Annotated in this window: 11 protein-coding genes and 1 pseudogene; 6 read left to right on the top strand and 6 right to left on the bottom strand. The window is 62.9% G+C overall.

Annotated elements, in window-relative coordinates; translation table 11 throughout:
• Nucleotides 1-2: 2 nt before the first annotated feature.
• Complete coding sequence (locus PZN02_RS15365) at nt 3-566, bottom strand: (2Fe-2S)-binding protein (RefSeq protein ID WP_280661517.1); 564 nt, start codon at nt 564-566, stop codon at nt 3-5.
• A gap of 411 nt (nt 567-977) precedes the next feature.
• On the opposite strand from PZN02_RS15365, the gene PZN02_RS15360 reads away from it, so the two are divergent.
• Nucleotides 978-1,886, top strand: coding sequence for a helix-turn-helix domain-containing protein (locus PZN02_RS15360; protein WP_280658812.1), 909 nt, complete (start codon nt 978-980; stop codon nt 1,884-1,886).
• Between the two features lie 94 nt (nt 1,887-1,980).
• Here the strand turns inward: PZN02_RS15360 and PZN02_RS15355 are convergent, their stop codons facing one another.
• Nucleotides 1,981-2,607: a hypothetical protein gene (locus PZN02_RS15355; protein ID WP_280658811.1), complete on the bottom strand. Its 627-nt coding sequence runs from the start codon at nt 2,605-2,607 to the stop codon at nt 1,981-1,983.
• Between the two features lie 238 nt (nt 2,608-2,845).
• Between PZN02_RS15355 and ppk2 the strand changes: the two genes are divergently transcribed.
• The gene (gene ppk2 / locus PZN02_RS15350; RefSeq protein WP_280658810.1) at nt 2,846-3,763 is read left to right on the top strand and encodes a polyphosphate kinase 2; all 918 of its coding nucleotides are present in this window, start codon (nt 2,846-2,848) and stop codon (nt 3,761-3,763) included.
• Between the two features lie 227 nt (nt 3,764-3,990).
• Here the strand turns inward: ppk2 and PZN02_RS15345 are convergent, their stop codons facing one another.
• Nucleotides 3,991-4,437: a DUF4168 domain-containing protein gene (locus tag PZN02_RS15345; RefSeq protein ID WP_280658809.1), complete on the bottom strand. Its 447-nt coding sequence runs from the start codon at nt 4,435-4,437 to the stop codon at nt 3,991-3,993.
• 380 nt (nt 4,438-4,817) lie between these two features.
• Nucleotides 4,818-7,424 carry a mechanosensitive ion channel family protein gene (locus PZN02_RS15340; RefSeq protein ID WP_280658808.1) on the bottom strand — a complete coding sequence of 869 codons (2,607 nt, stop codon included), beginning with the start codon at nt 7,422-7,424 and terminating at the stop codon, nt 4,818-4,820.
• 483 nt (nt 7,425-7,907) lie between these two features.
• Between PZN02_RS15340 and PZN02_RS15335 the strand changes: the two genes are divergently transcribed.
• The 4 genes and pseudogenes from PZN02_RS15335 (at nt 7,908) to PZN02_RS32230 (ending at nt 10,460) form a co-directional block, all read left to right on the top strand.
• Complete coding sequence (locus PZN02_RS15335) at nt 7,908-8,429, top strand: hypothetical protein (RefSeq protein WP_280658807.1); 522 nt, start codon at nt 7,908-7,910, stop codon at nt 8,427-8,429.
• A gap of 3 nt (nt 8,430-8,432) precedes the next feature.
• Entirely contained in the window at nt 8,433-9,662 is a 1,230-nt protein-coding gene (locus PZN02_RS15330) for an HlyD family secretion protein (protein WP_280658806.1), read from the top strand.
• 41 nt (nt 9,663-9,703) lie between these two features.
• A pseudogene (locus PZN02_RS15325) lies at nt 9,704-9,883 on the top strand (SulP family inorganic anion transporter); the annotation flags it as partial.
• 190 nt (nt 9,884-10,073) lie between these two features.
• The gene (locus tag PZN02_RS32230) at nt 10,074-10,460 is read left to right on the top strand and encodes a ClpX C4-type zinc finger protein (protein WP_425336250.1); all 387 of its coding nucleotides are present in this window, start codon (nt 10,074-10,076) and stop codon (nt 10,458-10,460) included.
• Between the two features lie 45 nt (nt 10,461-10,505).
• On the opposite strand, the gene PZN02_RS15315 is transcribed toward PZN02_RS32230, so the two are convergent.
• Nucleotides 10,506-10,973 (bottom strand): GFA family protein, encoded by a 468-nt coding sequence (locus PZN02_RS15315; protein ID WP_280658805.1) that lies wholly within the window; start codon nt 10,971-10,973, stop codon nt 10,506-10,508.
• Between the two features lie 38 nt (nt 10,974-11,011).
• Nucleotides 11,012-11,572, bottom strand: coding sequence for a DUF924 family protein (locus tag PZN02_RS15310; protein WP_280658804.1), 561 nt, complete (start codon nt 11,570-11,572; stop codon nt 11,012-11,014).

Genomic DNA, 11,572 nt, shown 5'->3' with positions numbered 1-11,572 from the left:
GCTCAGGTCCTCCCGGCGGCATCGGCGACGGCGGCGACGATGCCCGGATAAGCCCCGCACCGACAGATGTTGCCGCTCATCCAGAACCGGATCTCCTCCGGCGAATGGGCGTGCCCCTCGGCGATGCAGCCGACGCCGGACATGATCTGCCCGGAGGTGCAGAAACCGCATTGCAGTCCGTCGTGCTCGATGAAGGCCGCCTGGAGCGGATGGAGTTCGTCGCCTTTCGCCAGCCCCTCGATCGTGGTGATCTCGGCGCCGTCATGCATGACGGCGAGCGTCAGACAGGAATTGATCCGCTTGCCATCGACCAGGATGGTGCACGCTCCGCAAGCGCCCTGGTTGCAGCCTTTCTTCGTGCCGGTGAGATCGAGCGTTTCGCGAAGAACGTCGAGCAGCGACTGGCGCGGATCGAGCTCCAGTTCACGCACTTCCCCGTTAACCGTCAGTCGTATGCGCGCTGGCGTCACGTTTGCGCCCTCCTGATGTGTGCGTGCGGCGGCAGATGATGCGGCCTGCGCCGTGTCGGTTGGAATGGCCGCTAGCGTCGCGGCTCCTGCTGCCATTTGTAGAACGTCGCGTCGGGAAAAAGCGTAATGGACGGCCTCTGCTCCGCCCGATCGCGCTTCCTCGCTTTCGCGTTTCTCGTGTTCGGACATGGTAACGCAGACTCCTTGCGGGGGAACGGCGTGTTCACTCTTTCAGGCGATTAATCGATTTACGGAAGTGTGCAGGCGCCAAGCTTATGCAGGCGCGCCGAGCACGCCAGCGCCCGTATTGCTGCGTTTTGTACGAAAGTGCTATGTTTTTGCGGGGCGCCTACAGCGCCGCGCGTCTAATCAGACGCGCAAAGGACGCTGTAGCACTTTGAAATTACTGCGTGTTTTTGTCCTTGAATCGGGGTCGATTTAAGGAGACATGCAGAACAAAACAGCATTGAACCTCGACCGAAAATTCCACTTGAACGGAGTTTGCGAATGGCCGGCGGTGCATATGGCAAGCGATTGGGCGAGGCTGTCGGTGTCGAAGCGCCGCCGAGCATTTCTGTCCAGCGGCTTCAAAGAACGGATTTCGCTGCAACGCGCATCAGCTGGGACAAGAGGGAGAGCGGACGCCTGGGCCGGATCGAACGGGACGACGGCTATCTCGTCTGCCTGCAACTGCTCGATCTCGCGCCCCATCCCTACTGGGTGGAGAATCGGCCGGTCGCGATTGCGCCGATCAGAGGCGGGCAGTTCACGCTTCTGGACCTGAACAGCGAGCATTCCTCCGTGCTCGCCGACCCCATCGACTGTCTCGCGATCTACATATCGCGCCATGCACTCGACAGGATCGCCGGGGAACGGGGCGCTTCGCGCATAGGCACGATCGGGATAGCGCCGGGCGTTCCCAACGACGACGTCGTCATCCGCAGTCTCGGCAGCAGCCTCCTGCCCGCATTGCAAAACCCCGAAAAGGCCAATCCTCTGTTCCTCGATCACATCGGCATGGCCCTGCTCGCCCATCTCGGAACCCGGTACGGCGATATGCCGCCCGGACACCGGCCAAAGCGTGGTGGCCTCGCCCCATGGCAGGAGCGGCGCGCCAAGGAGATCTTGATGGAGCATCTCGACGGCGACATCGCGCTCGAGGAACTCGCCCATCAATGCGGGCTCTCGCGCAGCCATTTTGCCCGCGCCTTCAAGGAAACCACCGGCGCCCCACCGCATCGGTGGCTGCTCGCCCGCCGCATCGAACGCGCCCAGGACCTGCTCTTGAATTCGAACCTCTCGATCAGCGAGATCGCCAATAGCTGCGGCTTTGCCGACCAGAGCCACTTCACCCGAGTCTTCGCCAAAATGGTTGAGATAGGGCCCGGCGAATGGCGGCGATCCCGGCGGTGGTAGCGGAAGCGGTTAAGCGCGCGCCTTCATCAAGCAAGAGTTCAGCCGCCGGCCAGCCGCTCATGGCGCCGACAAAGCAAGCATGAGATGCAGCCGCTCAGTTCGCGGCGAAGCAGTAGAAAAGGCCGTCGCCGCCGGTGGTCTTGAAGGCCTCGCCCGTACAGCCGCCTTGCGTCTTGTGCGAGGAATTCCAGGATTTTGCCGCGGCGGATTCGTCGAGGCCCGCGCGGTCGCTGTGGCCGACCACTGCCGCACCCTCCGCGCCGCCCATCGTCCAGTTGCCGCAGGTGTCCGCCGCAGCCGTGCCGTCCGGGTTCGAGCCGGTCAGGATGTCGTGACGGTTCGGCGTGTCGCCGCGGCCGTTGATAACCTCGCCCTTCTCGTTGAGTGCCGTCTGCTTGGTGAGGTTGTTCTTGTCGCTGTGCAGCGACGCGACGTCGTCGGCGATCTTCTCGCCCTTAGCGTTATACCACGGGCCGTTTCCGATGCGGTCCTTGGCGTTTTCCGTGTCGGTGGAAAGGTAGGCCTTCCAGGTTTTGCCGGTCGAGCCGCTGACGGTCGCGAGCTGCGCGCAATAGGCGTCCGCGCCCGCAAGGCCGCCAAGATCGCCACCCTTGCCGGGATTGGCGCTGGTGACGAAGAAGCTCATGCTCGTGTCCTGAGCATGGGCGGACACGACCGAACAGGCCAAGGCGGCCGCGACAAGTGCAACTGCGCGTTTCATAATCTCCTCCCTGATACAGGCTTCAAAGATACAGGCTTCAAAGCTGCGACCACAAAGCTAGGGCGGCAAAGACGGGAGTAAATTCAAAACCTTGTGATAAGGGTCGCGGGAAAATTCCTGTTCATCGCGCGAAATTCGCCCCGGCGCTCGCCGCTGGCGGCGGTTCAAAATTCTTTCACGCGGTTGTGGAACAGTCGCAAGATACCGCGGTTCACGGTTAGAACGCCGGAGGGATGATATGAAGAATTCACAGGACACCGAAAGCCACGACTGGCTCGAAGCCGAGCTGGCCGATACGATCGACGAGGACTACGAGCTCGAGCTTTCCGAGCCGGCCCTTTCCGAAGAGATCCGCAAGATCTACCGCAAGGCACACCCGGCTTCGATACCGCGCCTCGATTATTTCCGCGCGCTGCTCAAGCTGCAGGCGGAATTGATCAAGCTGCAGGACTGGGTCGCCTATCACAAGGAGAAGGTCGTCGTGATCTTCGAGGGGCGCGACTCCGCTGGAAAGGGCGGCGTGATCAAGCGCATCACGCAGCGGCTCAACCCCCGCGTGGTTAGGGTCGTGGCGCTGCCCGCCCCTTCGGATCGCGAAAAGACGCAATGGTATTTCCAGCGTTACGTGCCGCATCTGCCGGCCGGCGGCGAAATCGTGCTCTTCGACCGCTCCTGGTACAATCGCTCCGGCGTCGAACGCGTCATGGGCTTCGCCACCGAAGAGCAGGTGGAGCAATTCTTCAACGACGTACCGGAGTTCGAGCGCATGCTCGTGCGCTCCGGCATCCGGCTGGTCAAATATTGGTTCTCGATCACCGATGAGGAACAGCAGATGCGATTTCTGGTGCGCATCCACGACCCACTGAAGCAGTGGAAGCTGTCGCCGATGGACCTGCAATCGCGGGTGCGCTGGGAGGGCTACACCAAGGCCAAGGAGGAGACCTTCGCCCGCACCAACATCCCGGAAGCGCCGTGGTACATTGTCGAGGGCAACGACAAGAAGCGGGCCCGGCTCAACTGCATCGATCACCTGCTCCAGCAAATCCCCTACGAAGACGTGCCGCACGAGGACATCACCCTGCCCGAGCGGGTGTTCAATCCCGACTACGAGCGCAAGGTCCTGCCGCCGGAACTCTACGTTCCGTCAAAATACTGACGGGCAGCCAAGGCGCGGCTTTCGAACGCGGAAGGTTCGGTGCAATATTTTGGACGATGCGAGAGTGCCCGCGCTTTCGCGGGCACCCTGCTTGATGCGCGTTGTCGCACCGGATCCCTACAACGCCGCGCGTCTTTCAGACGCGCAAGGACGCTGTAGCGCTTGCTGCATGTTTTTGGCCTTAAATCGACTACGACTTAGGGAAACATGCAGTAGGGGCTACCAGCCTATTGCTGCGCGGGTGCCTGCTGGGCGGGTGCTTGCGCCGGTGCGGAGCTCTGGATCTTTTCCTGGACCTTCTGGGCCAAAGCCGGGTCGTTCTGCGCGGCCGTCAGGATGGACGTGTATTCCTCGACCGAGATGCCCTCAGAAGCTTCAACGGCCTGGACCATCTGCTGGCTGGCTTCGTTCTTCAGCTTCTCCTTTGCGGCCTCGTCCGGGGTCGCTTCGATCTTGGCCGAATATTCCTGCCTGACCTTGTCGACTTGCAGATAGGCAACGGCAAAGGCCTCGATTTTCTGATCGCTTACGGCCGCGCCGCCGCTATCGGGCTGGCCTTGCGTCGGCTGCGTCTGTTGCGCTTGAGCCACTTCGAGCGCGAACGCCGGGCTGTAAGTCATCATACCGAAGACCGCAGCGGTCAGCGTTGCAACGGCTTTATAACGAGTGATCATCTTCATTCCTCTGTAACGTGCATGACTTGATCGGCGGCAATGCCACCTGACAGCGCCGGGCGTCATTCCAGACGCATAAAAGGTCGCTGCAGCACTTTCCCGCATGGTTGCGCCCTCGAGCCGGATGCGATTTGAGGACCCATGCAGCTGTCGCTCGTTCCTCGCGTCAACGCGATGACGAGCTCGTTACGATGGACCGCTTAAGAGTGCTCGATGGGGCGGCACCGGGGCGATTTCCTGACAATTGAACGGCAGCTTTGTGGTCGTCGACGCCAGGAGGAGATGGCGAGCACAGCGCGAGCTCGGCAATGCGCACCTCATTCCTGTGCTCGTCACAGGAATGAGGTGTCGGAGAATTTGCCTCGGGAAAGCAGCCCTCGTTATCCCCTGCGGGATCCCCGCTTGGCGATGCTGCGCGGGGCGGTTTCCGGCTCTTCTTCCGGTTCGGCGGGAGGCGCGGGCTCCGCCGCGAGCGAGGGCTCGGCCTCGGCCGGCGCCTCGTCCTCGGGCGTCGTATCCTCGATCCTCAGCGGGAATGGCGCGCCGATGCCCTCGTCGCGGAAGCGCTCGTAGATCGTGACGCGGATATCGTTGCGTACGTTGCCCGCCATCAGCACGTCGGCAACATAGATGCGCAGCTCGAAGGTCATGCGCTCGTCCCCAAAGGCAGTGAAGCCGACCGACGGCGCCGGATTCTTCAGCACCATCGGATGGGCGGCGGCGATCTCCTGCAGCAGTTCGATCACCCGGCGCGGATCGCTGGCATAGGTAACCGTGACGGTGATCTCCGAACGGCCGAGCTTGTTGCGGTGCGTCCAGTTGCCGACCGAAGCGTTGATGAGCAGCGAATTCGGCATCATGATCGACTGGTGCTGGAAGGTCTCGATCTCGGTCGCGCGTACGGAGATGCGCCGGACGAAGCCTTCGGTCGTGCCGCTGACGATCCAGTCGCCCACTTTGAAGGGCCGCTCGACGAGCAGGATCAGGCCCGAGACGAAGTTCGAGACGATGTTCTGGAGGCCAAAACCGACGCCGAGGGAGAGAGCACCGGCGACGAGTGCGAGGCTCGAGAGGTCGATGCCCGCCGCCGAAAGGCCGATGAGCCCGGCAAGGCCGACGCCGACATAGCCGATGCCGGTGCGGATCGAGTTGCGCACGCCCGCATCGACGCGGCTGCGCGCCATGACATTGCCGTCGATCCAGCGCTGCACCCAGCGCGTGGCGACAAAGCCGAGCGCGAAGAAGAGGACGCCCGCAAACAGGCCGACAAGCGAGATGGTGATCGTACCGATCCTGATCTCGGTCAGCACGCGATAGGTCCAGGACTCGATATCGGCGATCTGGAAACCCCATTGCAGGAGGATCAGCGGGATGAAAAACAACAGCACCAACGCATAGATGCCAAGGCCAGCCGCAAGCCCGATCTGGTCGAGCGCCACCTGCTCCAGATGGTACCGGCGTTCGAGATAGCGCCCCACCCTGGTTTCCGCGAAGGCGCCCTGCTTGGAAACCGACCTGCCGGTGAGAATGCCGATATACATGGTCACCAGGATTGCGCCGGTAACGATAATCTGCGTGGCGATGAAGCGGGCAAGGCCGACGTAGCCGGCAAGCGCGATGGCGACAAGCAGCGCTCCCAGGAGGAGAAACGAAATCCAGATGAGGCGCGGCCAGGGCCGGCCCGGCGCATCGAAGGGCTCGTCGGGCCGCAACATCGGCCGAATCCAGGCCATCGACATCAGGATGAGGCCAATGATGATCGAGGCCACGAAGCTCTTGGCGACGGTCAGGATGACCGGCGAACCGAGGGACTCGCTGATGCTTCCGGCGAGGTAGTCGAGAACGTTGACCACCGCCATGGCGCAGATCGAAATGAACAGCATCCGGGCGCCGCGATCCGAAACGCGCACGAGACGCCAATTCGATTGCCCCGGAGAAAGCACCGCCTGAGCAAGGCTGGTGATGAAGAGCAGCACGACGGCGACCGCCAAAGTGATCGCCAGGATCGGCGCAATATCCGGCCGCAACACATTGAAGCTATTGAGGAAAAGGTAACTCGACGCTGCGAAGGCGGTTGCCGACACTGTCGGGATCACCGTGGACCAGAAGGCGACCGAAAGCTGCCTGAAATAATTCGGCTCCTCTTCGTCGCCATTCTGCCGGAGGAAGGGCGCGAAGAGACGGCGGCTGCCGGCCAGAAAGATCAGCGCCGCGCAGAGCGAGAGGAAAATCGCGATGAGAAGCTGTACGCGCTTGTAGTTCCAGGCAAAGGTCAGCCAGCTGCCGACGCTGCGCGACAAAGCCTGGGTCTCGCCGATCGTCGTCGTGACCGCCTCGGCGAGCGTCGCCGCCGAGATTTCCGTGTGCTTCAGCAGCGTGTTGGAGAAGAGCGCCCGTCTTGTCGCCGTGATGCCGTTGGCAAGCTTCTTCGCCTCGACCGAGAGGTTCTCCGCGCGCCCCGTCAGCGCGTTTATCGCACCGCGCTCGGCGATCAGGCGCTTCCTTTCTTCCGTCACGATCGGCGCTTCCGGCGGTTGCCCTTCGCCGGGCGGCTCACCGAGTTCGGTCAGCCTCCCCTTGATTTCTTCGAGCCGCGGCCGCGTCGCGACTGTGGCGGCAAGGATCTGTCCGGAAAGAGCATCGACCTGCACCTTGAGCTCGGCAAGCAAGGTATCGTCGTCCTTGGCGCCTTCGACGCGCTCGCTGAGCCGCTTCAGCTCGCGGTCGGCATTGGCGAGTTGCTCCTCCGCCTGCTGCAGAACCGGAGAGGCGGCCGCCGCGCCGTCATCGGGCAGATCCTCTTGCGCGGGCTGGGTTTGTTGCGCCGGCGGTGGCGTCGGGGCCGGCTGCGCGGCTTGGGGCGCAGGCTGGGCCGGCGCCGCCGCTGGGGGGGCCTGCTGGGCGCTCGCGGGTCCGCTGCCGGCAAGCGCCAAGGCTCCGGTCAGGACGACAAGCGTAACGGCGGTCAACTTTCCAACGAAATGCAATTCGATACCCTTCGAAGCCCCGGATGACGACACGGAATGACGACACGGAATCACGTCGAGCACTAGATCACGATGATTTCGACTTGAATCAATCGAAAAACCGATAACGTGCCCTGCCCGCGGCAGTTCCCGCTCTCGATCAGGTCGCGCGAAAGCCCGTGAAGGTCCCCTCTGCATGCGCAACACGGCAAAAAGATGCGTTCCGAGAAGAAATCTAAGTGTTTTTTTGCTGAATCAAGCCGCGCGCCCTCGTTCGCGGGCGCGCCGGCGAACCGTCCCCGCATAGCCGAGACAGGTTGTATTGTCAATTTCGTGCGCAATCAAAAAGCGCAACAGACAGACTCCCGTAGCGTAAAGCATCTGCAATGTTCGGCCGCCTCTTTTTTGGAGCGCCGCCGAACCCATTCGCATTAACGCTATGAAATCCAAGTCCAATGCGTATGATGAGGTCTTGGCGTGTTCTGTGTTTCGGGGGAAAATGAGATGACAGAAGCGTTGCATCCGGCGGCAGTGGAACATCTGCCTGTTTTCATCACCGCACCGGGACAGACGGACGTCCTGTTCAATGTGATGGTCGTCTTCGTGCTGCTCTTGGTCTTCCTGGTCGGCATCCTGTATCTAAGGCTGCACGCGCTGCCCGAACACATGGCACACGGCGCCAGCAAGGCGCAGCTGCAGATCATCGGCGTGCTGGCGCTGATCGCGCTCTTCACCCACAATCATCTGTTCTGGATCGCCGCGCTGCTGCTTGCGATGATCGAATTTCCGGACTTTGCCTCCCCGGTCAGGTCGATGGCCCACTCGCTCGCCAGGATAGCCCGCCGCGACGAGGGGGCGGGCGAGCTCGCGCCGCAGCCGGGCGGAGAAACGACCTCTGAGCCACCGCCGAAGGCGCCCCCACCGGACGCGCCCCCACCGGACTCGCCAAGGACGGGCGCCGCGCAATGGGTGCCGCTCGAAGTCGCGCAGGCTGAGGGCGAAGACAAGATCGAGCGCAGGAGGTGAGCCATGCTTGAATTCCTGCTCTGCTCCATGCTCACCATCTTTCCCGACTTTCTCTTCCGCCGCTACGTTCAGGGCAAGCGCATCGGCCGCGAGATCAATCTCTTTTCGATGTGGTACGAGCTGCGCTACGGCATCACCGCCTGCGTGATCCTCACCGTGTCGCTGATCACGATGATCTTCTACTTCCACCCATCGACCACCAACGTCACCGCCGTCTTCCGTACGGTCACGATCCTGCCCGAGTCGACCGGGCGCGTCGCCGAAGTCTTTGTCGGCACCAACGAGAAGGTCGCCGCCGGAGCCCCGCTATTCCGCCTCGACAATTCCGAGCAGCAGGCCGCACTCGAAACCGCACGCCGGCGCGTTGCGGAAATCGACGCCCAGACAACCGTGGCGCAGAGCGAACTGGCCTCCGCCGACGGCCTGATCGCTCAAGCCGAGGGTGCCTACCTCCAGGCGCTGAACGAACTTCAGACGCAGACCGAATTGAATCAGCGCAACCCCAACATTGTCTCACGGCGGGAAATCGAGCGCCTGCAGGTCGCGGCCGACGGCCGCAAAGGGGCGCTTGCCGCCGCCGTTTCCAACAAACAGACTCTGGAGACGAAGATCGCCTCGCTGCTGCCGGCGCAGAAGGCAAGCGCAGAGGCGGCGCTGGCCCAGGCCCAGGTGAACCTGGACAAGACGACCGTGCGCGCCGGTGTGGCCGGCACCGTGCAGCAATTTACCCTGCGAGCCGGCGACATCGTCAATCCGATGATCCGTTCGGCCGGCATCCTCGTGCCCGAGCAACGGCGCATCGGCCTGATCGCCGGCTTCGGCCAGATCGAGGCTCAGGTGATGAAGGCCGGGATGATCGCCGAGGTTACCTGCATCGGCAAGCCCTTTACCATCATTCCAATGGTGGTGACCGAAGTTCAGGACGTCATCGCCGCCGGCCAGTTTCGGCCGACTGACCAACTGGTCGATGCCCAGCAACTGGCGCGTCCCGGCACGCTGACAGCCTATCTGGAGCCGCTTTTCGAGGGCCAGTTCACCGGCGTCCCTCCCGGAAGCAGCTGCATCGCCAACGCCTATACCAGCAATCACGACGCGCTGGAGGAGCCAGGGATCAGCACGTGGCGCTGGGTGTACCTGCATGCCGTCGACGCAGTCGGGCTGGTGCATGCGGCGATCCTCCGGCTGCAGGCGCTGCTCTTGCCCGTCCAGACGCTGGTGCTCACCGGCCATTGATCGGAGGCGACGGGGATGCAACGCATCCCCGTCGCCTGCCGCTGCTTGCCAATCTCGCCGGCTACTAGGCAACTGGCTGCGGAACGATGTTTCCGCCGGGCTCGCCATCGCCGCGGTCGGCCTTCCAAGCCATCGCTTATCCGGCCATCGCCGGCCTGCCGACGGAGACCCGCCTTTACGCCGGCATCCTGCCGCTCGTCGCCCTCTTCGGCCCGTCGCAGCGGACCGGCATCGACATCGAGGCTGATGGTCGCCGCGCGGGGACATGCCGCGCCTCAGACCTTGTCCGGCGACTACCGCCACGCGTGCATTATGACAAGTACAGGGTCGGCATAGATCCGGATCCTTGACATCGACGCGCCGTCAAGGATACCCTGACTGTCAAGGTAATCCTGACGGGAGGATGCAACGATGAGTGCCGTGTCGGAACCTCGCGCCTCGACGGCGGATCTGCCGCAATCGGAAACCTATTATTGCTCTTTCTGCCTGCGACCGAGTGACGAGGTCGAGAAGCTGGTCGCCGGCCACGGCCGCATCTTCATCTGCGACGAGTGTGTTGCGACCTGCAACGACTACATCCTGACCGGAACATCCGACCGGCCGCCCCGCGCGCCGCTGGAGGAAGCGCCGACGGAGCGGCTGCTTTCCCTCTTGAAGCCGATCGAGGAAACGGTGGAGGGCAAGAGCAATCAGCTCCAATCCGTGGTCGAAACGCTCCGGTCACGGCGGGTCAGCTGGGCCCATATCGGCCAGGCACTCGGCATATCGCGGCAAGCGGCCTGGGAGCGGTTTTCCTAGTCCAGAGCGCTTTACGGCAAACGCTTCAACACCGCGCCCATCCGCTTATGCCACCGGGCTTCCGGCCTGTTTGCGATATTCTTCCAGAAGGCCCTCGTAAGCCTCCATAGGCGGCAGCGTCTCGTAGCTGTGGACGGCGGGGGTCGTCGCCCAGGGCAGTCTCTCGCTGGTCCAGGTTTCGATGAACGGCGCGAACCAGCTCGGATCGTCGAGCATCGTCGCGCGGACGTTGACGAACCAGTCCATGCCCTCCGGCCGTGTGAACATCCAGCTCATGCAGTGCGGGCAGAAGTAGTGCCGGGTCGCGCCGTGCAGGCCGCCGATCACCGGCTCGCCCTTCGTCACGGCAAACCCTTCGCTCGGGATCGCGACACTCAGCGAGAAGGCGCTGGCGGTCATCCGCTGGCAGCCCGTGCAATGGCAGGCCATGGTGAGCAGCGGCGGAGCGCTCACCTTGAACCGCACCCCGCCGCAGCGGCATCCCCCTTCCCAGGGCAGTTTGCTTTCGCTCATGGTTTCCTCCGTTGATGTCAGCGCGCTCGCCGCGGTGCTTAAAACCCCGCGCCCGGCTCAGCCAGATAGGCCTCCTCGGCCGGTGTCGAAACCCGGCCGAGAATGGCGTTCCGATGCGGAAAGCGGCCGAACTGCTCGATCACCTGGCGGTGGCGGATGGCATAATCGAGATAGTCGGCATCGCCGAGTTCGGTGAAAAGTTTTACCGCCATCGTCTGGTCGGTCAGGTTTTCCGAATGTTCGAAGGGCATGTAGAAGAAGGCGCGCCATTCCTTCGGGACCGCCAGATCCGCGCTCGCGCCGATGGCGAGATTCGCCTCGCGCAGCGCCAGGCAATCGGTGGCGAAGGCGAGCGGCGAACCGCGATACATGTTGCGCGGCAACTGATCGAAGAGAAGGACGGCCGCAAGCCAGTGTTCGGGCGTCGCCCGCCAGACGTCGTCGAGCTTTCTCGAAAGCGCCAGATGCGAGGCCTGGAAGCGCTGCACGCATTGCCGGTCAAGCTCAGCACTCGGCGTGAACCACTGGTCGTAGGATAGCTCCGTGAACCAGAATTTCAGAACCTCTTCCGGCGTGCAGATCGCGATCTCGTCAGTCAT

The organism is Sinorhizobium garamanticum, from assembly GCF_029892065.1.
Taxonomy (GTDB): Bacteria; Pseudomonadota; Alphaproteobacteria; order Rhizobiales; family Rhizobiaceae; genus Sinorhizobium; species Sinorhizobium garamanticum.
This window is presented reverse-complemented; position numbering and strand designations above follow the sequence as displayed.